General features: G+C 69.2%; 20 protein-coding genes. 7 read left to right on the plus strand and 13 right to left on the minus strand.

Features of this window, described 5'->3' with window-relative positions; genetic code table 11:
* Nucleotides 1-123 precede the first annotated feature (123 nt).
* Entirely contained in the window at nt 124-1122 is a 999-nt protein-coding gene (locus E3O57_RS15935) for a RimK family alpha-L-glutamate ligase (RefSeq protein WP_103479904.1), read from the plus strand.
* Nucleotides 1123-1209: 87 nt separating this feature from the next.
* Here E3O57_RS15935 and E3O57_RS15940 read toward each other — a convergent pair whose 3' ends face one another.
* The gene (locus E3O57_RS15940; RefSeq protein WP_133159833.1) at nt 1210-1401 is read right to left on the minus strand and encodes a hypothetical protein; all 192 of its coding nucleotides are present in this window, start codon (nt 1399-1401) and stop codon (nt 1210-1212) included.
* On the opposite strand from E3O57_RS15940, the gene E3O57_RS15945 reads away from it, so the two are divergent.
* Nucleotides 1400-1951: a nitroreductase/quinone reductase family protein gene (locus tag E3O57_RS15945; protein WP_241990464.1), complete on the plus strand. Its 552-nt coding sequence runs from the start codon at nt 1400-1402 to the stop codon at nt 1949-1951. The two genes, E3O57_RS15940 and E3O57_RS15945, sit on opposite strands and share 2 nt — an antisense overlap.
* A gap of 16 nt (nt 1952-1967) precedes the next feature.
* Nucleotides 1968-3017, plus strand: coding sequence for a zinc-dependent alcohol dehydrogenase family protein (locus tag E3O57_RS15950; RefSeq protein WP_088457564.1), 1050 nt, complete (start codon nt 1968-1970; stop codon nt 3015-3017).
* Between the two features lie 305 nt (nt 3018-3322).
* On the opposite strand, the gene E3O57_RS15955 is transcribed toward E3O57_RS15950, so the two are convergent.
* The 12 genes from E3O57_RS15955 to E3O57_RS16010 all read right to left on the minus strand — a co-directional run bounded on the left by E3O57_RS15955 (nt 3323) and on the right by E3O57_RS16010 (nt 16329).
* Nucleotides 3323-3898, minus strand: coding sequence for a nitroreductase family protein (locus E3O57_RS15955; protein WP_088457563.1), 576 nt, complete (start codon nt 3896-3898; stop codon nt 3323-3325).
* 122 nt (nt 3899-4020) lie between these two features.
* Nucleotides 4021-5724, minus strand: coding sequence for a long-chain-fatty-acid--CoA ligase (locus E3O57_RS15960; protein WP_088457562.1), 1704 nt, complete (start codon nt 5722-5724; stop codon nt 4021-4023).
* Nucleotides 5721-6791, minus strand: coding sequence for a low specificity L-threonine aldolase (locus tag E3O57_RS15965; RefSeq protein WP_103430764.1), 1071 nt, complete (start codon nt 6789-6791; stop codon nt 5721-5723). Before E3O57_RS15965 ends, E3O57_RS15960 begins: the two co-directional genes overlap by 4 nt.
* Before the next feature lie 125 nt (nt 6792-6916).
* Entirely contained in the window at nt 6917-8074 is a 1158-nt protein-coding gene (locus E3O57_RS15970) for an ABC transporter permease (protein ID WP_103460342.1), read from the minus strand.
* Nucleotides 8071-8955 carry an ABC transporter ATP-binding protein gene (locus tag E3O57_RS15975; RefSeq protein ID WP_103460343.1) on the minus strand — a complete coding sequence of 295 codons (885 nt, stop codon included), beginning with the start codon at nt 8953-8955 and terminating at the stop codon, nt 8071-8073. Before E3O57_RS15975 ends, E3O57_RS15970 begins: the two co-directional genes overlap by 4 nt.
* Nucleotides 8956-9061: 106 nt before the next feature.
* On the minus strand, nt 9062-9568 hold the full coding sequence (locus tag E3O57_RS15980) for a universal stress protein (RefSeq protein WP_103479903.1): 507 nt from the start codon (nt 9566-9568) through the stop codon (nt 9062-9064).
* A gap of 81 nt (nt 9569-9649) precedes the next feature.
* The gene (locus tag E3O57_RS15985; RefSeq protein WP_103479902.1) at nt 9650-11140 is read right to left on the minus strand and encodes an HNH endonuclease signature motif containing protein; all 1491 of its coding nucleotides are present in this window, start codon (nt 11138-11140) and stop codon (nt 9650-9652) included.
* Between the two features lie 123 nt (nt 11141-11263).
* Nucleotides 11264-11989 (minus strand): response regulator transcription factor, encoded by a 726-nt coding sequence (locus E3O57_RS15990; RefSeq protein ID WP_103479901.1) that lies wholly within the window; start codon nt 11987-11989, stop codon nt 11264-11266.
* Nucleotides 11986-13392, minus strand: a complete 1407-nt coding sequence (locus E3O57_RS15995; protein ID WP_103461278.1) for a sensor histidine kinase — start codon at nt 13390-13392, stop codon at nt 11986-11988. Before E3O57_RS15995 ends, E3O57_RS15990 begins: the two co-directional genes overlap by 4 nt.
* Nucleotides 13393-13474: 82 nt before the next feature.
* The gene (locus E3O57_RS16000; protein WP_103479900.1) at nt 13475-14173 is read right to left on the minus strand and encodes an SDR family NAD(P)-dependent oxidoreductase; all 699 of its coding nucleotides are present in this window, start codon (nt 14171-14173) and stop codon (nt 13475-13477) included.
* On the minus strand, nt 14166-15557 hold the full coding sequence (locus E3O57_RS16005; RefSeq protein ID WP_103479899.1) for a DUF6421 family protein: 1392 nt from the start codon (nt 15555-15557) through the stop codon (nt 14166-14168). Before E3O57_RS16005 ends, E3O57_RS16000 begins: the two co-directional genes overlap by 8 nt.
* A gap of 178 nt (nt 15558-15735) precedes the next feature.
* Nucleotides 15736-16329 carry a helix-turn-helix domain-containing protein gene (locus tag E3O57_RS16010; RefSeq protein ID WP_103479898.1) on the minus strand — a complete coding sequence of 198 codons (594 nt, stop codon included), beginning with the start codon at nt 16327-16329 and terminating at the stop codon, nt 15736-15738.
* A 122-nt stretch (nt 16330-16451) separates the two neighbouring features.
* Between E3O57_RS16010 and E3O57_RS16015 the strand changes: the two genes are divergently transcribed.
* The 4 genes from E3O57_RS16015 to E3O57_RS16030 all read left to right on the plus strand — a co-directional run bounded on the left by E3O57_RS16015 (nt 16452) and on the right by E3O57_RS16030 (nt 20203).
* Nucleotides 16452-16700, plus strand: a complete 249-nt coding sequence (locus tag E3O57_RS16015; RefSeq protein ID WP_133159832.1) for a hypothetical protein — start codon at nt 16452-16454, stop codon at nt 16698-16700.
* A 28-nt stretch (nt 16701-16728) separates the two neighbouring features.
* Nucleotides 16729-17490, plus strand: a complete 762-nt coding sequence (locus tag E3O57_RS16020; protein WP_103479896.1) for a DNA alkylation repair protein — start codon at nt 16729-16731, stop codon at nt 17488-17490.
* A 115-nt stretch (nt 17491-17605) separates the two neighbouring features.
* Nucleotides 17606-18781 carry an ROK family transcriptional regulator gene (locus E3O57_RS16025; protein ID WP_103479895.1) on the plus strand — a complete coding sequence of 392 codons (1176 nt, stop codon included), beginning with the start codon at nt 17606-17608 and terminating at the stop codon, nt 18779-18781.
* Between the two features lie 69 nt (nt 18782-18850).
* A complete protein-coding gene (locus E3O57_RS16030; RefSeq protein ID WP_103479894.1) occupies nt 18851-20203 on the plus strand; it encodes an extracellular solute-binding protein in 1353 nt (450 codons plus the stop codon).
* Nucleotides 20204-20224: the final 21 nt, after the last annotated feature.

The following is a 20224-nucleotide window of genomic DNA, read 5'->3' on the forward strand; positions in this document are numbered from 1 at the left end:
GTACTTTCGCATCGAGCGTACATGGGCCGTTTTCTGACCCTAGTAACCGGGCGGGGAGGGTGGAGTGACCTTTACGCCATGTGTCAGCGTGCGGGGAATGTCGTGACGTGGAAGGCTCGTCTCATGAGCCTTCTTCCCGACACCCCCGTCGTCCACGTGCTGCACGAGAACCCGGACTGGTTCGGACCGTTCCAGGCCGCGTTCGAGGCGGCCGGGGTGCCGTACCGGGAATGGCTGCTCGTCGACGGTGTGCTCGACCTCGACGAGGCGCCACCGGCCGGCATCTTCTGGTCGCGGATCAGCGCGTCGGCGCACACCCGCGGGCACGGCCTGTCGAAGGACTACACCCGCAGCGTGTTGAACTGGCTGGAGGCGTACGGCGCCCGCACCGTGAACGGCCGCCGCACCATCGAACTCGAGGTGAGCAAGGTCGATCAGCTCACCCGGCTGCGCGCGCAGGGCTTCGACGTGCCGCGCACCCGCGTGGTCGTCGGCACGCACCTCCTGGTGCAGGCGGCGCGGGACTTTCCGACCCCGTTCATCACCAAGCACAACCAGGGCGGCAAGGGCCTGGGCGTGCAGAAGTTCGACAGCGCCGCCGAATTGGCGGCGGCGATTGCGGCCGGCGAGTACGCGGAACCCGAGGACGGCATCTCGCTGCTGCAGGAGTTCGTGGTGTCAGCGCACGCCGAGGTCACCCGGGTCGAGATCGTGGGCGACGAGTTCATCTACGCGATCACCGCCGACACCGCCCGCGGCGGTTACCAGCTCTGCCCCGCGGATGCCTGCGCCATCGACCCGACCACCGGTGCACTGCTTCTGCCGCCCGGGGCAACCATCATGCCGGAGGCCGGGCAGCAGATCTTCGCCCTGCGGGAGGGGTTCGAGCACCCGATCATCGACCGGTACCGGGACTTCCTGCGCACAGAGGGCATCGAGATCGCCGGGATCGAGTTCATCGAAACCGTCGACGGCCGGGTGGTGACCTACGACGTGAACACCAACACCAACTACAACGCAGAGATCGAGGCTGTAGCGCCGAACAGCGGCCCCGGCGCGATCGTGGCCTACCTGGCCGGGGTGCTCGCCGCGTCCTACCCGCAGGTCGGCGGCAAGCCCTAACCTGCCCCCGTCGTCGGTCGAGCCTGTCGAGACCCAGTGACATGCGTGTGTGTCGTGTCTGAATCGTGCCGCGGGCTGGCTCGCGGGTCAGTAGTCGACTCGGCGGCCGAAGCTGCGCTTGGCCCGGGGGCGTCGTGAGCAGAAGGCCTCGCTGCCCAGGCGCACGAGCTCGTGCGGCTGGAGTGCCGCTGTGGCGGCGAAGGCCTCGAGGGAGGGGAACGGTTGTACAGTCGCGCTGAACGGATCCGTTCTGACCGAGCGAGAGGAAGCGATCGCCATGACGCCCCCCGGCCGCGGCAGCGAGACCGGCGAGCGGACCCCGTGGCTGCCGCCGCGCTGGTTCGTCGTGCTGGCCTGGAAGGTTCACAGGGCCCTGTTCCGGGTGACCGGTGGTCGTCGTGGTCTGTGGCGTGCGCGGCCCCAGCGGTGGGGTGCGCTGCGATTGACCACGACCGGGCGCCGCAGCGGCCAGGAACGGTCCGTGATCGTGGGCTATCTGGAGGACGGCCCGAACCTGGTGACCCTGGCGATGAACGGCTGGGGCGAAGCCGAACCCGCGTGGTGGCTGAACCTGCAGGCGCGGCCGCGCTGCGAGGTCCAGCTCGCCGATGAGACCCGCCACGTCGTCGCGCACGCCGCGACCGGAGGGGAACGCTCCCGGCTGTGGGACCGCTGGCGGACGGTGGACAAGGACCTCGACGGTTGGCCCGCCGCCGCCCGACCGAAACTGCCGTTGTGGTCCTCGAACCTGTTCCCGCCTCCCTCGAACCGTGACTCAAGCACCGGAATCTGGCGGTTCCTGGGGCAAATCTCACGGTTCGCGGGCTGAGGGTTAGGCTTTTCGGATGCGTGCAACAGTTATTTACGGCGAGCGGGATGTCCGACTCGATGAAGTTCCCAACCCAGTCCTGTCCACCGGCGGTGACGCCATCGTGCGGGTGGTGGCGGCCTGCGTCTGCGGGTCAGACCTCTGGCCGTACCGCGGCGTGACCCCCACCGACGAGCCGCACCGGATCGGCCACGAGTTCGTCGGCATCGTCGACGAGATCGGTCCTGACGTCACCACCATCACGGTCGGTGACTTCGTCATCGCCCCGTTCTACGACTGCGACAACACCTGCGTGAATTGCCGGAACGGCGTCAGCACCTCCTGCCTCAACGGCGGCTGGTGGGGCTCGGACGACCAGCTCGGCGGCTTCGCCGACGGCGCCCAGGGCGAACGGGTGCGGGTTCCGCACGCCGACGGTTCGCTCGTCGCCACCCCCGTGCAGCCCACGGATGACCAGGTCCCTGGCCTGCTCACCCTCGCCGATGTGATGGGCACCGGCCACCACGCTGCCGTCTCGGCCGGCGTCACCGTCGGCAGCACCGTCGTCGTGGTCGGCGATGGGGCCGTGGGCCTTTGCGCGATCATCGCCGCCAAGCGCCTGGGCGCGTCCCGCATCGTGGCCATGTCCCGGCACGCCGACCGGCAGGCCGTCGCCCGCGAATTCGGTGCCACCGACATCGTCGAGGAGCGGGGCGACGCGGGTGTCGAGAGCATCCTGGAGATGTTCGACGGTGTCGGCGCCGACTGCGTGCTCGAGTGCGTTGGCACCGAGGAGTCGATGGACCAGGCGATCCGCTCGACCCGGCCCGGCGGCATGGTCGGCTACGTCGGCGTGCCCAACGGCGGCGCCGAGCTGCCGATCAAGGCCCTCTTCGGCCGCAACGTGGGCGTGAACGGCGGCGTCGCATCCGTGCGCGGATACGTTGAGGAGCTGTTGCCCGAGGTGCTCAGCGGAGCGATCAACCCGGGGCGGGTCTTCGACCTGCAGCTGCCGTTGTCCGAAGTGGCGCTGGCCTACGCCGCCATGGACGAGCGCCGCGCCATCAAGGTGCTGCTGCGCCCGTAGTCCGCACCCCTCACATGACGAATGCCCCCCTCGCTTATGCGAGGGGGGCGTTCGTGTATTGCCCGACTTGCCACTTGCGGCCTCTTGGCGGCCCGGTTGAGGGCCTCAACTGGCAGGTCGATGCGGCGCAGTCGGATGAGATGGCAGTTGGCGCCCCTTCGAGGCCCTGAGGGGGCTCCAAGTGGCAACTCACATCCCCCGTTGTGCGGCGTCGAGGCCCGCGAGTTGCGGCAGACCCCTTCGGCGGACTCGAGGGGAACTCTGCGGCAATTCGGCGGATGGTGCGCCGCCCGAAACGGCGGCTGTTAGTCGTTGACCAGCAGGATCTCGGTCAGCGGCTTGCGGGTGCGCGGCGCGATCTCTCGTTCGAGCAGTTCGGGGCTGAGCGCCTCGGCGTCGCCGAGCACACCCAGCACGGTCACGGTGACGGCGTCCTGGTTCTCCTTGAGACGGAACGCACTGGCCAGCGCCTTGCGGTCGATACCGCCCAGCTGGTGGCTGAACAGTCCCTCGTGCTGGGCCTGGATGGTGAGGTGAGCGACGGCCTGGCCGAGGTCGTACTGCGCCCAGGGGTTGTCACCCTCGGCGATGTTGAGGATCAGCACCGACGCCTTGTCGGCCCAGGCCTGGTTGAAGCCCATCAGGTTCGCGTGGATCTTGGCGAAGCTCTCGGAACCGCGGCGGGCGACGATGAACCGGGCCGGCTGGTTGTTGTTGCCGGATGGCGCCCAGCGGGCGGCCTCGAGCACCGTGGTGAGGGTGTCCTCGTCGATGACGGCGGTCGGGTCGAATCCCCGCGGGCTCCAGCGCTCGGCCATCGCGGGGAGGATCGGTGCCGTCGTATCGGCGGCGCGGCTGTGGGTGTCGGTGATGAGGGTCATGATGCCCGGCTTTCTCTGGTGCGTGTCTGTCGATTGGTGCGGGGCATCATCGTCCCAATCTGGTCAACGCGGTGCGGGCGCGGTTATTCCATGCGCCCGCATATTTGACCGGATGCCGTCGGTCAGGCGGTGTGCTCCGCCGCTTCGAGGTTGTCGCGCACCTTGCGGCGCAGCACCTTGCCGATCAGCGACCGGGGTAGGTCGTCGACCTCGACGATACGGCGGGGCACCTTGTAGGCAGAGATGCGGGTGCGGCAGTACTCCCGCAAACCGGCCACGTCGAGGGTGGCGCCGGCGATCAGCACCACGGCGGCCACGACATCCTCGCCGCCGTGCTCGCTCTTGAGGCCGACCACAGCGGCGTCGGCGATGTCGGGGTGCGAGAGCAGGGCGGCCTCCACCTCGGAGGGCGAAACGTTGAAGCCGCCGGTGATGATCAGTTCCTTGATGCGGTCCACGATGGTGACGAAGCCGTCCGGCGACACCGTGACGATGTCACCGGTGCGCAACCAGCCATCCGCCAGCAGGGTCTGGGCGGTTTCGGTGGGGCGGTCCCAGTAACCGGAGAACACCTGCGGGCCACGGATGAGCAGCTCGCCTTCTTCGTCGAAGCCGCGGTCGACCGCGGGGTTCGCGGGGTCGACGACCCGGATCTCGGTGCTCGGGAACGGGACGCCCACGGTGCCATTGCGCCGGCTCTCGCCCATCGGGTTGCCCACCGCGATCGGCGAACACTCGGTCATGCCGTACCCCTCGACGAGTACGCCGCCGGTGGCCTCCTCCCACAGCTGGACAGTGGACTGGGGCAGGCTCATCGCCCCGGAAATGGCGTACTTGGTGCCGCGAAGGCTGACCTTCTGCGCGTTGGCGGCCGTCACGAGCTTCTCGTAGATCGGGGGCACCGCGGGCAGGAAGGTGGGTGGGGTGCGTTTGACCGCGTTGAGCACCAGGCCCACGTCGAACTTGGGGAACAGCACCAGCCGGGCGCCGATCGACATCGCGACGGTGAGGCAGAGGGTGAGGCCGTAGGCGTGGAACATCGGCAGGACGCCGTAGAAGACCTCGTTGCCGCGCTCGAGCCCGGGCACCCAGGCTTCGCTCTGCTGGGCGTTGGCCTGCAGGTTGAAGTGGGTGAGGATGGCGCCCTTGGGCGAGCCGGTGGTGCCGCTGGTGTACTGCAGCACGGCGGTGTCGCCGAGCAGCGGGCGCGGATGCGCGGTGCGCAGCCGGCGGGAACCCACCAGGGCGCTCCACTCGATGGCGTCCTTGAGCGGCTGGGCCACGGTGAGGGCGGCGCGGGCGGTGCGGGACTTGGGGATCGGCAGGCGCAGGGCCAGCCGGGTGGTCAGCGGCATCGACTTGGTGACGTCGACGGCCACGACGGTGTGCAGACCCATGTCGCGGGGGAAGCCGCGCACCGTGGTGTAAACCTTGTCCCAGACGATGGCGACGCTGGCGCCGTGGTCCTCGAACTGGTGGCGCAGCTCACGTTCGGTGTAGAGCGGGTTGTGCTCCACCACGATCGCGCCGAGCCGCAGCACGGCGTAGAACGCGACGATATGCTGCGGGCAGTTCGGCAGCACCAGGGCCACCCTGTCGCCGGGCTTGACGCCGAGCCGGCGCAGGCCGTTGGCCACGCGAGAGATCTCATCGCCCAGCTGCCCGTAGGTCATGGTGCCGCCGAAGAAGTCCAGCGCCACCTTGTCGGCGAACCGGCGGGTGGAGCCCTCGATCATGTCGATGAGGGTCTCGGTGGGATCCGTGATCGTGTTGGGCACGCCCGCGGCGTATGAGCTCAACCAGGGCTTGTTCGTGAAGACGTTCATGCGCTGATCAGTTCCTTCTTCAGGGCGGCGACAAAATCGTCGACGTCGTCGGGGGTGGTGTCGAAGCCGCACATCCAGCGCACCTCGCCGGTGGCCGGGTTCCAGTCGTAGAACCTGTAGAACTCGCGCACCTTGTCGGCCACGCCGGCGGGCAGCACGGCGAAGATCGCGTTGGCCTGGGTGGGCTGGCTGAACGAGAGTCCGGTCACCGAGCCATCCGCCAGACCCTCTTCGAGCGCGCCGCGCAGGCGTGCGGCCATGGCGTTGGCGTGGTCGGCGTTCCGCAGCCACAGGTCGCCGTCAAGCAGGGCGATCAGCTGGGCCGAGATGAAGCGCATCTTCGAGGACAGCTGCATGTTGAGCTTCCGCAGGTACTTGAGCCCGGTGGATGAGGTGGGGTTGAGCACCACAATGCACTCGCCGAGCATCATGCCGTTCTTGGTGCCGCCGAAGCTGAGCACGTCGACACCGGCGTCGCTGGTGAACTCCCGGAACGGCACCCCGAGGGCGGCCGCGGCGTTGGAGATGCGGGCGCCGTCCATGTGCAGCAGCATGCCATTGGCGTGCGCGTGGTCGGCGATGGCGCGCACCTCTGCGGGCGTGTACAGGGTGCCGAGCTCGGTGGTCTGGGTGATCGACACCACGAGCGGCTGGGCGCGGTGCTCGTCGCCCCAGCCCCAGGCCTCCTGGTCGATCAGGGCGGGAGTGAGCTTGCCGTCCGGCGTCTCGATCGGCAGCAGCTTGAGGCCGCCGACCCGCTCGGGAGCACCGCCCTCGTCGGTGTTGATGTGCGCGGTGCTCGCGCAGATCACCGCTCCCCAGCGCGGCAGCATCGACTGCAGCCCGGTGACGTTGGCGCCGGTGCCGTTGAACACCGGGAACGCCTCGACGCCGTCACCGAAGTGCCGCGCGAAAACGCGCTGCAGTTCGGCTGTGTAGACGTCGTCGCCGTAGGCGATCTGATGGGCGCCGTTGGCCCGCACGATGGCGTCGAGAATCTCCGGGTGGATGCCCGAATAGTTGTCGGACGCGAAACCGCGGGAGAGCAGGTCATGGAGGGAGGTCACCCCTCCATCTTGGCGTAAACCCGGGTGGCGAATCTGTGCGTCTGCTCCGGGGTGTCGCACGGATTGTGTGCCTGCACAGCGTGTCAACACCCCGGGTCAGGCCCGGATTCGCGCTTTCGCGCCGATCAGCCGCGCAGGGCCTGCTTGATGGTGACGCGGCCGCCCATCCGCAGCAGCGAATTGCGGTAGATGCGCGAGCCCAGGATGATCACTCCGGCCGTGGTCACGGCGAGGATGATCAGCGCCAGCACCGGCTCCCACCACTCGGCCGAGCCCAGGAAGATGCGCACGGGCATCCCGACCGGTGCGGAGAACGGGACGTAGGACATGATGGCCATCACGAGCGGGTTGTCGTTGAAGAAGATCACCAGGAAATAGGGGATCATCACGAGGTACGTCACCGGTGCGGTGGTCGAGCCCACGTCTTCCTGGCGGGACACCATCGACGCCGTCGCCGCGAACAGGGCGGCGATCATCACGAAGCCGAAGGCGAAAAACACCGCGAACCAGCCGATGGCCGGACCCAGGTCGGCCAGCAGCACCCGTTGGCCGGTGACCGCCATGCCGATGCCCACGAGCAGGGCGATGGCCACGATCTGACCCAGCGCCATGATCGAGTTGCCCACCACCTTGCCCGCCAGCAGGGCGCGCACGGGGATGGCGGACATCAGGATCTCGACGACCCGGGTCTGCTTCTCTTCGACCACGCTCTGCGCGATGGTGGAGCCGAAGGTCAGCGCCGACATGAAGAACACCAGGCCGAAGCCGAGCGCCACGATGTAGACGAGGAAGCCGCCCTGTTCGGCCGGGTCGAGCAGTTCGACGGCGGGGGAGACGCTGAGCGCGTTCATGACCGCGCTCGGTGGTGAATCAAGGGCGATCACGCTGACGCCGAGCAGGGAGTCGTCAGGCACCACGGCGGCTTCGACGGTGCCGTCGCGCACCAGGGCCTCCGCCTCAGCGACGCCGTCGGCGGGGACCATGGTGAGACCGGCGGCCTCGCCGACCACGGATCCGGCCGAGCCGACCACGGCCACCGAGGTGGTGGACGGGTTGGCGCTCATGATGCCGCCGGCGACGACGGAGCCGACCGCGATCAGCAGCAGGATGCCGGTGGAGATCAGGAAGGCCTTGCTGCGCAGGCGCGAGACGATCTCGCGGGTGGCGACCAGCCAGACGCTGGCCCAGAAATTGGGCGCGGGGGGTGTGGTGCGGGCTGCGGCGCTCTGGCGGGGTTCTGTTCCGGTGCCAGTGCCAGTGCCCGGTTCGGTGTCGGTGCTCATCGCACGACCTCCTTGAAGATGGTGGAGAGGGAGGGCCGGAGGTGGCCGAAGGAGTGCACGGCGCCGCGGGTGAGGGCCTCGCGGAGGACCTGCTGGCTGGCGGCGTCGGAGTCGGCTTCGAAGACGGCTTCGCCGCCGTCGAAGTCGATCACGGTGATGCCGGACACGCCGCGGATCCAGCCGGCGTCGGCATCCGTGTGGATTTCGAACCTGGGGGTGCTGAACTGCTCGCGCAGGCGTTCGCGGGACCCGTTGGCGCGGATTTCGCCGGCGGCGATGATCACGAGGTCGTCGCAGAGCCGTTCGACGAGGTCGAGCTGGTGCGAGGAGAACAGCACGGGGGCGCCGGCGGCGGCACGCTCCTTGAGTACCGTGAGAACCACCTCGACGGCGATGGGGTCGAGGCCGGAGAACGGTTCGTCGAGGACCAGGAACTCGGGGTCGTGCACGAGCGCTGCGGCGATCTGGGCGCGCTGCTGGTTGCCCAGCGACAGGGCCTCGACGAGATCGTTGGCGCGCTCGCCGAGGCCGAGCCGCTCGAGCAGGTCGTTGGCGTTGCGCTTGGCGGCGCTGGTGCTCATGCCGTGCAGCCGCGCCAGGTAGACCAGCTGTTCGGCGACCTTCATCTTGGGGTAGAGGCCGCGTTCCTCCGGCATGTAGCCGAACCGGCGCCGGTCACCGGCGGTGAGCGCGACGCCGTCGAGCAGCACGCTGCCGGAGTCCGGCGAGAGCACCCCCAGAATGATGCGCATCGACGTGGTCTTGCCGGCACCGTTGGCGCCGACGAAGCCGGTCATGCGGCCAGCGCCCACACTAAAGCTCACATCGGTGAGCACCTGGTGGGTGCCGTAATGCTTGTTGATGTCCCTGATCTCGAGCATGTCTGCCCTTTCGTTGCGTACCGTCAACGCTAGGGATGCGGGGCCGTGGCCGCATCCGCCTGCGGGGTGAGTGCCTGCCTCCGCCCACAGGGTGAGGCGCTCGGCCCTACTCTTCGTCCCAGGGTAGTTCGGTGCCGAAGGGAATCGGGTTGAGCGGGATGATGATGACCGGACGTTGCTGGCCGTGGGCGAGGCGCACGGCCACCGATCCGGTGAAGAAGGACCGGAGGGTGTGCCGCACGGTGGGTTCCCGGGACCCGACGACGATCATCATGGCCCGCACGGTGCCGGCGAGATGGCCTAGCGCCCTAGCGGGCTCGCCGGCGAGGGCCCGGGTCGACCAGCCGACCCCGCGGCCGGCCAGCACCCGTTCGATCTGGGCGCGCAGGCCGGGGTCGAACTCGGCGGCCGCCTGCTCAAACGAGTCCGGGTCGAAGGAGGCGCTCGTCATGCTGCCGTCGGGCAGCTCCTCGAGCATGAAGCGACTCGGGTCCACCGAGGCGCAGATCAGCTCGGCACCGAATTGGGCGGAGAATTCCGATGCGGCCAGGACCACGGCATCGGGCTGGCCCGCCGTGACACCGACGACAACGGGCGGGTGTGTGCGCACCATGGCTGCTCCTTCGCGACGCAGGACTCCGGCGCCGTTCCCCCGGTGCCGGGCTCTGCCTCGACCCTAGCGGGGATACCCGGCTCAGAACGGCGGCGGGTCCTCGGACGTGGGCTGGCTTCGCGCGTGTGCTGGCGTGGCCGCCGAGCTGCTGGGGCCGACTGGTCGTCCGTCGTAGCCGGCGAGGTACGCGGCGGGGTCGTAGGTGATGGGGTCGGTGTTGGTGGGGGCTGAGGTGTAGGTCTTGCCGGCGGGGGTGGTCCAGGTGAGGGCGCCGCCGGGGCCTTGGCGGGTGGTGAAGCTGGATTGGTGTTTCAGGCGGTGGCAGGCCTTGCAGAGGTGCACGAGGTTGTCGACGTCGGTGGGGCCGCCGGTGCACCAGGGCCGGGTGTGGTCGATGTCGCTGAGCGTGGCTCGCCGGTTGCAGCCGATGCCCTGGCAGGTTTGGTCGCGGGCGTCGAGGTAGCGGCGCATGTCGGCGGGCGGGTTGTAGGTGTCGCGGCCCATGCTCAGTCGACAGCCGGTTTCGGGGTGGGTGAGGATGCGGGACCAGCTGGTTGCCGTGCCCGCGATCCGGCGGGCGGTCTCGGGGTCGATGGGGCCGTAGCCGTCGAGGATGGCGGGTTCGTCGCTTCGGCCCAGCAGGGTCAGTGCCGGCACCGTGATGCTGACCGTGCCGCGGATGCCGTGGCCGAGGCCACTGGGCCCGACACCGTCCAGGAGCAGGTCGCGGTAGGCGTCCGCGCGGCGCTGGTTTTTGGTGCGGGGTGGGACGGCCGCATCGATGCCGGCCGCATCGGCCCCTGGCGCCGCAGTGTCGGTGTCGAGAGTGGTGGCGATGTGGCTGAGCCGGTCGTAGATCGCCTGGGCGTCCTCGGCCTTGAGGTAGGCGTTCAGCCACGCCATCCCGTCGGCGTCGGGGCTGAGCACCACCCGACGCTTGACGAAGCCGGCGTCGGCGCGATCCTGCAACGGCACCGGGTGCATCCGGTCGAGGATCCGGCCGGCGACCCGGACGAACTGGGTCGAGGTCAGTTTCTCCGCCGCCGGGAGCACCTTCTCCTCAAACGCGGGCAGGATCTCTTCCGGGACCCCGTCGGTGAGGGTGAGCATCTTCACCGCGTGACCCCAGGTGATGCTGCCCCGGCTCAGCGCCTGGTGGAAGCCGGGCAACTGCCCGGTGAGCCGGGCGGCGTCGAAGATCATCATGCCCGCCGTGGTGGCCGTCAGCCGTAGCGCCCCGGGCCTCGGCGGCCGGCTGCGGCGGGCGAGCTCCTCGTCGTCCCAGGCCGGGCCGTGCGCGCCGGTATCGGGGTCGGTCCGACCGGACTCGACAGGGTCACCACACAGACCCGCGATGATGCGCCGTTCATGGCCCAGCCGGTCCAGCTCGGTCAGCAGCCGGCTGCGCCCGGCGTAGCCGGCCGCGATCACTTTCTCGTTCAAGATCAGCGGGTCGATGACCGCGCTGATCGCCGCCGCGACAGGATCCACCGCAGCACTGACCGCGGGGTCCGAAGCGGCATCGCGGGTGACTCCGGGGGTGTGATCGGGAGTGGCAGCTGAGGTGGCCATAGGGACAGTGAGGCACCCACCACCGACACTCCCCGGCCCAGAAACCAAGCTGTGGAAAGGTCCAAAAAAACCGGCCTGTGGAGGAGGAGCGAGCGGCCAAAACGTGACGTGGGGGAGCGCCGGTCAGCGCTTCTGGGGCGCCCCTGGCACGACGATGCCGTGTTCGTAGGCGTAGACCACGGCCTGGATGCGGTCGCGCAGATCGAGTTTCTGCAGCACCTTCGAGACGTGGGTCTTCACCGTCGCCTCGCCCAGGTACAGCCGAGCCGCGATCTCGGCGTTGGCCAGGCCCAGCGCGATCAGCTCGAAAACCTCCCGCTCCCGCTCGGTGAGCATGCCCACCGCCGCCGGCTCCGGCCGGTGCGCGCCGTGCGCGGGCGCGGCATCCGGTGCGGCGGCAAGCGGGGAGGGGGAGAAGGTGCCGGCGAAGCGGGCGATCACCCGGCGGGTGATTTCGGGGGAGAGCAGGGCGTCGCCGCGGGCGAGCACCTGCACCGCCTCAACCAGGGACTCCGGCGAGGCGTTCTTGAGCAGGAACCCGCTGGCGCCGTGCTGCAGGGCGGCGAACAGGTAGTCCTCCCTGTCGAAGGTGGTGAGCACGAGCACCGCGGCGCGGCTGGTCGGATCTGCCACGATCGCGCGGGTGGCGGTGAGCCCGTCCATGCCCGGCATCTGCACGTCCATACAGATCACGTCGGGCTGGAGGGCGGCGGCCTGGCGGATCGCTGCGGCGCCGTCCACGGCTTCGCCGACCACCACAATGCCCGGCTCGGATTCGAGGATGATGCGGAATCCGGCGCGCACCAGGGCCTGGTCGTCGACCAGGAGCACCCGGATCGGCGCGCTCATTCGGCGGCCCGCACGGTCTGAGGCTCCCCGGCGGACGGCCAGGGGATGGGCGTATCGGCGGCCGGCGGCGGGCCGGCGAGCGGAACGCGGGCGCGCACCAGATAGCCGCCGCGGGGCCGGTTGGCCAGCTCGAGGGAGCCGCCGACGGCCGCAACGCGCTCGCGCATCCCCTGCTGGCCGAGTCCGCCGGGTGCGCCCTGCGCGGTGGGCGAGCCGACAGGCGGGCGGATGCCGCGACCGGTGTCGGTGACTTCCAGTTCCACGGCATCCGGCTCGTAGCGCAGACGCAGTTCGGCGGTCGCACCGGAACCGGCGTGCTTGCGGGTGTTCGTGAGGGCCTCTTGGGCGATGCGGTAGAGGCTGAGTCCGATGGTGCCGGGCACCGGCCGCGGCTCGCCGATCACCTGGAGCCGCACGACCAGCCCGGCGTCGGTGTTCTCCTGGGCGAGTTCGGCGAGTTGGTCGACGCCGCGGGTGCTGGTGCTCTGGTGAGCGGGCTGGTCGCCGTCACAGTCGGCGTCATCGGCGCGCAGGGCACCGAGCATGGTGTGCAGTTCGTCTACCGCGGTGCGGGCGCTCTCCTCGATCACCGCGATCGCGCGGGCGGCGGCGGCGGGGTCGCGGTCGAGGATGCGCCTGGCCGCGCCGGCCTGGACGCCCATCAACGACACGTGGTGGGCGACAACATCGTGCAACTCCCGGGCAATCCGCACCCGCTCGAGACTCACGGCTTGCGCCGCGGTGCGCTCCCGTTCGGTGGCGAGCTCACGGGTGCGTGCCTCGAGCGCCGCCGAACGCCGGGCCGCGAGCCAGGCGGCGCCGCCGAAGTAGTACGCGGCCCAGAAGTAGACCAGGTTCATCAGAACCTGCAGCAGTCCGTAGGCGGCGTACGGCGAAAAGAACCCGTCCCTGGACAGTTCGGGGATGACGGTGGCCTGGTTGGCTGTCTCCAACAGGCTCCAGAACAACCAGATGAACATGCCCGCGATGATGCCCAGCCGCGTCCACCGGGCGATGGTGCGGTGGTGGCTCCACGCGCCCACCGAGTAAATGGCCACATAGAGGCAGATGCTGGAAAACAGGCCGTCGGAGACGCCCATGCTGCCGAACACGGCGAAGACCAGGGAGACGAGAAGTGCCACGGCCTCAGGCCAGCGGCGGCGGACGGCCAGGGGGAGCGCGATGAGCGCCACCCAGATCGCCACCTGCCACCACGGCGCATCCCCCATGAGCCCGGTGCCGAGGCTCAGCGAAATACTCAGGGCGGTGCCGCCGGCCAGCGCCAGGGCCACCCAGGCATCGACCCGGTAGGCGGAGCGGGAGCCGCGCGGCCGCCGCCATCCGTCGGCCAGCGGGTCGGCCAGCAGGTCGGTGACCGGTTCGGTGCGGGCTAGGGCAGTCATGCCCCCACGCTAGCGCCGTCGCGCCGCGGGCGAATCAGCCCCCAGGGGGAGGTTCGATGGTTGCGCCGGCCGGGGCTGCCGGTCAGGGGGTGAGGATGCGGCGGGTGTTGTTCAGGGACGCGGCGGGGGAGTCCCAGAGGGCCACGACCTCGGCGGCCAGCCGGGCCTCGAGACCGTCGAGGGCGCGCACGGCGAAGATCACGGCCGCGGCGGTGTCGCCGGCCTTGGCGAAACCGTGGCCCACTGCCCGGGTCCAGGTCTCGGCGGCGGCCTTGGCGCTGGCGTAGTTGGCGCCGCCGGGGGTGGGCGCATCCACCGACACCGACGACACGATCGCCAGCCGGCCGGTGAACGAGGCCAGCAGATCGGCGTTGAACGCGCGAGTGGTGTTGCGCAGCGTCTGCAGGACGCGTTGGTGCAGAAAGTCCCAGTCCTCGTCGGTCTGACCGTCGAGCCCGCCGCCGCCACGCCAGCCGCCCACCAGGTGCACGAGCCCGTCGACGGGTCCGTGTTCGGTGTGCACGGTGGCGGCGAGGGCGGTCACCGCCGCAAAATCGGTCAGGTCAGCGACGTAGACGGAGGCTTGAGGCGCCACCTCGAGCACCCGCGCCAGCCGTTCCTCGTTGGAGCCCACGGCCAGCACTCGGGCCCCGGCCCCCGCCAGGGCGGCCGCGACGGCCACCCCGGCGGTGCTGGTGGCCCCGGCGATCAGCACGGTGTGCCCGGCAGCCCCCGGCTGGCCGGGATCACCGGACGGGTCGACCAGCGTGGGCCTACGCATCCGCCGTGATGCCCCTGGTCGACTCGATGACGGGTTTCATCTTCTTGTCGAGCGCCTCGAAGAACATCGAGAGCGGGAACTCGTCGTCAAGGACGAGGTCGGTGTACCCCTTCGGCGCGCCGGCGAGCACCTCGAGCGGCAGCCCGCGAGCCCACGCCGACGCCGGGTTGGGCGTAAGCGTCTTCGTCAGCATCTCGTAGGCGGCTAGCCAGTGCGCCTTCTTCGGCCGGTCGATCGACTCCCAATAGAGCTCGTCGATCTGGGCGCCGAGCGCGATGACCACATCGGGCACCGCCTCCCAGTCGAAGGAGAGCGCCGTGTCGGTCCAGTGCAGCACGTGGTGCTGGTGCAGCCAGGCGAACAGCAGCTGGCCGCCGAGGCCGTCATAGTTGCGCACCCGGCTGCCGGTGATCGAGAACCTGAAGATACGGTCGAAAATGACCGCGTACTGCACCAGCTTCGCGTGCCGGCGGGCCTCGGGGCTGGCGGCCTCGTCCCGTTCGATCTTCACCGACTCGCGGAAAGCCGTGAGGTCGCAGCGCAGCTCCTCGAGTGAATAGAGGAAGAACGGCATCCGCTGCTTGATCATGAACGGGTCGAAGGGCAGGTCGCCGCGCATGTGGGTGCGGTCGTGGATGAGGTCCCACATCACGAAGGTCTCTTCGGTGAGGTGCTGGTCGTCGAGCAGCGCCTCGGCCTCTGCGGGCAGCTGGAGCCGGGTGATCTCGGCCGCGGCGCGCACCACCCTGCGGAACCTCGCGGCCTCCCGGTCGGCGAAGATGGCCCCCCAGGTGAACGTGGGGATCTGCCGCATCGCCACGGTCTCGGGGAAGAGCACCGCCGAGTTGGTGTCGTACCCGGCCGTGAAGTCGAGAAAGCGGATGGGCACGAACAGCTTGTTGGTGTACTCGGTCTCGAGCTCGGCCACGAACTCCGGCCAGAGCACCTCGATGAGCACCGCCTCGACGAGCCGGTTGGGGCTGCCGTTCTGGGTGTACATCGGGAACACCACCAGGTGCCGAATGCCGTCCTCCCGGTGCTGCTGCGGCTGGAAGGCCAGCAGCGAGTCGTAGAAGTCGGGCACGCCGAAGCCGCCGGCCGCCCAGCGGTCGAAATCGACCACAACGGCGGCCAGATAGTCGGCATCGTGCGGGAAGTGCGGCGCCAGCTCGGTGACCGCGGCGGTGATCTCGGCGACGGACACCTGCGCATCCGCGTGGGCGCCGGCCTCGGGGATCGAACCGTCCTGAGCCTGCACGGTCTGCAGGGCGGCGGCGGCGGTCTTGAGCCGCAGCCAGGCGGGCGTGCCGGTCAGGTCGGCGACCAGGGTGTCCTCGAGAACCTCGGGCTCACCGACCAGTGCATCTGCAATGTAATTCGACATGGGAACCTCCCGTCCTCGTGAGTGCCGCGGGCGCGACGTGCGTGCGGCGCACTGAACTGGAATACACCGGTGTGCGCCGCCCCCAGCGTAACCGGGGGTTGACGGCATTTTCATGCGGGTCTCCGCAGTGAATCGCCGTCTTGGCCCGGTTTGGCGCGTGATTGCACCGACCGAACGGTTAGCTCGACGTCGCCGATGTCGACCGGGCGCGCAGGTGGATGCGTTCGCCCTGCTTGCCGAACATGGAGAGGATCTCCACCGAATCGGTGCCGGTGGAGCCGAACCAATGGGGATTGCGGGTGTCGAACTCCGCCGCCTCACCCGTGCCCAGGAGCACATCGTGCTCGCCCAGGATCAGCCGAAGGCGACCGGAGAGCACGTAGATCCACTCGTACCCGGTGTGGGTGCGGGGTGCGGGCTCCCGATCGGTGGCGGGGATGACGATCTTGAAGGCCTGGGGCTCACCCTGGTGCTGTGAGAGGGGCGTGAGGGTACGGCCATCCGCCCGCGTGGACCTCTGCGGTACTCGCGGGTCCTGCACCCTGGGCGGGCTGACGATCTCCTCGAACGGCACCGCCAGAGCGGCCACGATGGGCAACAGGAGCTCGAGATTGGGCTTTCTCTGCCCTGACTCGAGCCTGGACAGCGTGCTCTTGGAGATCCCGGTTGCGGTGGCGAGTTCGGCCAGCGTGACGTTCTTCTTTTCGCGGGCGCGGCGCAGGCGCGGTGCGATCTGACTCAGCTCGTCGTTGATCCGGGGAGTGCTGCTCATGCGGACAGCTAAGCAGCGTGTCCCACTTTTGGCAACGATAGTTTCAGGAATTTCGCGACGGCCGCACTGTAGGGGGACGAGGTCGTGATCATCGGCCGCTCATCTCTCGAAAGGAAGACCCAGTGTCACTACCCCCAGCTCCCCGCGGAAGTGCCGCACCCCCGTCTGTGCACGTGCGGGCCGTGATCACCTGGATCGCCATCTTCCCGTTGGTGACGCTCGGATTCTTCGCGATTGCCCCGTTCGCCACCGACTGGAATTCGGTTCTGCGCGCCTTTGTGCTCTCGGTGGTCGTGGTGCCGGTCGCCGTGTACCTTGTGGTGCCCCAGCTGATGCGCGCCTACGGCGCGATCCGCACCACGCGGCGCTGATCTGCCGCCCAGGCGCTAGCCTGCTGCCATGACGGATGCCGGGCGCGTTTCGGGCAGTGCCACCGCGGCCGAGGTGCGGGCGGCGCTCACCGCGATCGCCGATCCGGAGCGCGCCACCGGGGCCGCCCGGTACTTCCAGACCGGGCAAGGGCAGTACGCCGAGGGTGATGTGTTCATCGGCGTCACCGTGCCGCAGACCCGAGCGGTGGTCACACGGTTCGCCACCCTGCCGATGCACGAGATCGACCTACTCCTGGCCGGCCCGGTGCACGAGCACCGACTCGCCGCCCTGCTGATCCTGGTGGCGCAATTCGCCCGGGCAAGCGCCCCGCGCACCCGTGACGACCCCCGGCGCCGGGTTCTCGCTGAGTTCTATCTCGCGCAGCTGCGGGCCGGCCGGGTGAACAATTGGGACCTGGTGGACTCCTCAGCGCCGGGGCTGCTCGGCGAGTACCTGTTCGACCGGCCGCGCGGGCTGCTGGCTGAGCTCGCCGCCAGCGAGGTGCTCTGGCAACGGCGGGTGGCGGTCATCGCCACCTCGGCCTTCATCCGGCGCGGCGACGCCACCACCACCCTCGACCTGGCCGCGCGGCTGCTGGGTGATCCCGAGCCGCTGATGCACAAGGCCGTGGGCTGGATGCTGCGCGAGGTCGGCGCCCGCGTCGACCGGGACCTGCTGCTCGGCTTCCTCGACCTGCACGCGGGCCGCATGCCCCGCACCACGCTCAGCTACGCCATCGAGCACCTCAGCTCCGAGCTTCGCGCGCACTATCGTGGCCTGCCCCGCTGAGCGCGGCGGGCATCCAGGCGGCGGATAGCATCGCCGCGTTACGACTTGGTAAACAACCCAACCAATAGTTTGTTCTCCCTTGCGCGCATTTCGTTCGTAAGGTTTACTAACAAACATGACAGCAACCGGCGCCCCGCGGACGATCCAGGACCGAGCCCTCCGCCCCACCGCGAAGGTCTTGCCCGAGCACATCCGCTTGAACAACCGCACCCTGGTGCTGCAAACGCTGTACCGCGCCGGCCTGCAAAGCCGCGCCGACCTGGCCCGGGAAACCGGCCTGACCCGGGTGACGGTCTCCGACCTGATCAGCGAGCTGATGGGGGAGAACCTCGTCATCGAACTGGGCCAGCGCCAGGAACCGCGCCCAGGCAAGCCCGCCACCCTGCTCGACATCAACCGGTCCGCGTTTCAGATCGTTTCACTCGACCTCTCCGGTCACACCCGGTTGCGCGGCGCGGTGCTCAGCCTTGACGGTGCGGTGCTGTCCAGCTCCGGACTCGACCTGGCCGGCGCCCGCGGCGAGTCCGCCTACGACACGGTCGCCGAGCTGCTCGCCCAGGTCATCGCCGCGGCCACCGCCCCGATCCTCGGTGTCGGAATCGGGTCTCCGGGCATCGTGGACCGGGCGGGAGTCGTGCGCAACGCGCCCAACCTCGGCTGGCGTGACCAGCCGCTCCAGGCCCGGCTCCAGGAGCTGACCGGTCTGCCCGTTCGGGTGGTCAACGACGCCAACGCCGCCGTGCTCGCCGAACACAGCTTCGGGGGCGCCGACCACGATCTGCTCCTGGTCAAAGTGGGCCACGGTGTCGGCGCCGGGCTGCTGATCGGCGGTCGCGCCATCTTCGGCGAGCGCTTCGCCGCCGGTGAGATCGGCCACGTCGTGGTCGGCACCGACGACGGCCCGCTGTGCGCCTGCGGCAAGTCCGGCTGCCTCGAGGCCTGGCTCTCCGTACCGCGGCTGACCGCGGCGATCCATGACGCCACCGCCGCGGCGGCTACCCCGGCGGATGCCGAGCGCGCCACCTCCGACATCCTCACCGAGGCGGGCCGCCGGCTCGGCATCATCCTCGCCCCCGTCGTCGGTGCCCTCAACCTGCTCGAGATCGTGTTGAGCGGGCCCCCCGAACTTCTCGACGGCGCCCTCTCCGCGGCCACCGTCGAGACCCTCCGGTCGAGGACCATGGCCACCGAAACCGGCGATCTCACCCTGCGGATGACCGCGCAGGGGGAGGACATCGTTCTGCGCGGTGCGGCCGTCATGGTTCTCTCCGCACAACTCGGCGTTTCCTAGCCGACGGATTTCCCCTGCACCAACGATGTGGCGCCCGCCAACGTCGGCAATCCACGAAAGGAATATCTCATGAAGAGAAAGCTCGCATCACTCGCCGCGCTGGCCACTGCCTCCGCGCTCGTGCTGGCGGGATGTTCGTCCGCCACCGATGAAGGCACCGACGCCTCCACCGACAACGGCGACAAGACCATCACCCTCTGGCTCGCCGGCGGCGACACCCCCGATGAACTGCGCGACTACCTGAAGTCCGAATTCACCGCACAGACCGGCGCCACCCTGAACATCCAGCAGCAGGACTGGGGTGACCTGGTCACCAAGCTGACGACCTCACTGCCGGACGCCAACAACACCCCGGATGTCACCGAGCTGGGCAACACCCAGTCGTCGACCTTCACCAACGTGGGTGCGTTCCTCGACATCTCCGACATGTACGAGGAGCTCGGCGGCACCAACCTGCTGCAGTCCTTCGTCGACGCCGGCATGGTGGGCGACAAGAATTACGCCCTGCCCTACTACTTCGGCTCCCGCGCCGTATTCACCCGCGCCGACGTCTGGGCGGCAGCCGGAGTCGAGCAGCCCACCACCCTCGAGGAGTTCAACGCCGGCGTCGCCGCGATCAACGCCGCCAACCCGCTGAACATCCCCGACTTCTCCGGCTTCTACCTCGGCGGTCAGGACTGGCGCAACGGCATCTCCTGGATCTTCGCCAACGACGGCGAACTCGCCACCGTCAAGGACGGCACCTGGACCTCGACGCTGGCCTCGGAGAACACCCTGACCGGCCTCGCCCAGCTGCAGGAGCTGTACAAGTCAGCCTCCAACGCGCCCAACGACGCCAAGGACTCCAACCAGTACATCTACCTGAACGACAGCGACGAGATCAAGGATGCCGAGGGCGCCGTCACGTCGAACACCTCACTGTCCGCCGCCACGATCATGGCCCCCACCTGGGCGCACTGGTCGATCGGAACTCTCGGCACCGACGCTGACGGCAAGGCCACCCGCACCTGGGATGACACCAAGAACGCGGTCTTCGCCCTGCCAGGCAACGACGGCAAGCCCGCCCCGGTGTTCGCCGGCGGATCCAACATCGGCATCTCTGCGACGAGCAAGAACCCCGAGCTGGCCAAGAGCCTCCTCAGGATCATCTACTCGAAGGAGTACCAGACGATGCTCGGCCAGAACGGCCTCGGCCCGGCGAACAGCGACTACGTGGACTCGCTCGGCGACGACCAGTTCGCCCAGGCGCTGATCGCCTCGGCCTCGAACTCGAAGCTCACCCCGGCAGCGCCCGGCTGGGCCACGGTCGAAGGCTCCCTCGTGATGGAGGAGTTCTTCAGCAAGATCGAGGGCTCCACCGACCTGAAGGCGCTCGCCAAGGAATACGACGACAAGCTCACCCCGATGCTGAACGGCGAATAGCCGGCAGCCTGTCGAACCAGA

The organism is Cryobacterium sp. TMN-39-2, assembly GCF_004402745.1.
GTDB classification, from domain to species: domain Bacteria; phylum Actinomycetota; class Actinomycetes; order Actinomycetales; family Microbacteriaceae; genus Cryobacterium; species Cryobacterium zongtaii.

Coding starts and splice junctions, on each gene's coding strand:
- E3O57_RS15935 (WP_103479904.1), top strand. CDS start 124: ATGAGCCTTCTTCCCGACACCCCCGTCGTCCACGTGCTGCACGAGAAC.
- E3O57_RS15945 (WP_241990464.1), top strand. CDS start 1,400: ATGACGCCCCCCGGCCGCGGCAGCGAGACCGGCGAGCGGACCCCGTGG.
- E3O57_RS15940 (WP_133159833.1), bottom strand. CDS start 1,401: ATGGCGATCGCTTCCTCTCGCTCGGTCAGAACGGATCCGTTCAGCGCG.
- E3O57_RS15950 (WP_088457564.1), top strand. CDS start 1,968: ATGCGTGCAACAGTTATTTACGGCGAGCGGGATGTCCGACTCGATGAA.
- E3O57_RS15955 (WP_088457563.1), bottom strand. CDS start 3,898: ATGACCCTCATCACCGACACCCACAGCCGCGCCGCCGATACGACGGCA.
- E3O57_RS15960 (WP_088457562.1), bottom strand. CDS start 5,724: ATGAACGTCTTCACGAACAAGCCCTGGTTGAGCTCATACGCCGCGGGC.
- E3O57_RS15970 (WP_103460342.1), bottom strand. CDS start 8,074: ATGAGCACCGACACCGAACCGGGCACTGGCACTGGCACCGGAACAGAA.
- E3O57_RS15975 (WP_103460343.1), bottom strand. CDS start 8,955: ATGCTCGAGATCAGGGACATCAACAAGCATTACGGCACCCACCAGGTG.
- E3O57_RS15980 (WP_103479903.1), bottom strand. CDS start 9,568: ATGGTGCGCACACACCCGCCCGTTGTCGTCGGTGTCACGGCGGGCCAG.
- E3O57_RS15985 (WP_103479902.1), bottom strand. CDS start 11,140: ATGGCCACCTCAGCTGCCACTCCCGATCACACCCCCGGAGTCACCCGC.
- E3O57_RS15990 (WP_103479901.1), bottom strand. CDS start 11,989: ATGAGCGCGCCGATCCGGGTGCTCCTGGTCGACGACCAGGCCCTGGTG.
- E3O57_RS15995 (WP_103461278.1), bottom strand. CDS start 13,392: ATGACTGCCCTAGCCCGCACCGAACCGGTCACCGACCTGCTGGCCGAC.
- E3O57_RS16000 (WP_103479900.1), bottom strand. CDS start 14,173: ATGCGTAGGCCCACGCTGGTCGACCCGTCCGGTGATCCCGGCCAGCCG.
- E3O57_RS16005 (WP_103479899.1), bottom strand. CDS start 15,557: ATGTCGAATTACATTGCAGATGCACTGGTCGGTGAGCCCGAGGTTCTC.
- E3O57_RS16010 (WP_103479898.1), bottom strand. CDS start 16,329: ATGAGCAGCACTCCCCGGATCAACGACGAGCTGAGTCAGATCGCACCG.
- E3O57_RS16020 (WP_103479896.1), top strand. CDS start 16,729: ATGACGGATGCCGGGCGCGTTTCGGGCAGTGCCACCGCGGCCGAGGTG.
- E3O57_RS16025 (WP_103479895.1), top strand. CDS start 17,606: ATGACAGCAACCGGCGCCCCGCGGACGATCCAGGACCGAGCCCTCCGC.
- E3O57_RS16030 (WP_103479894.1), top strand. CDS start 18,851: ATGAAGAGAAAGCTCGCATCACTCGCCGCGCTGGCCACTGCCTCCGCG.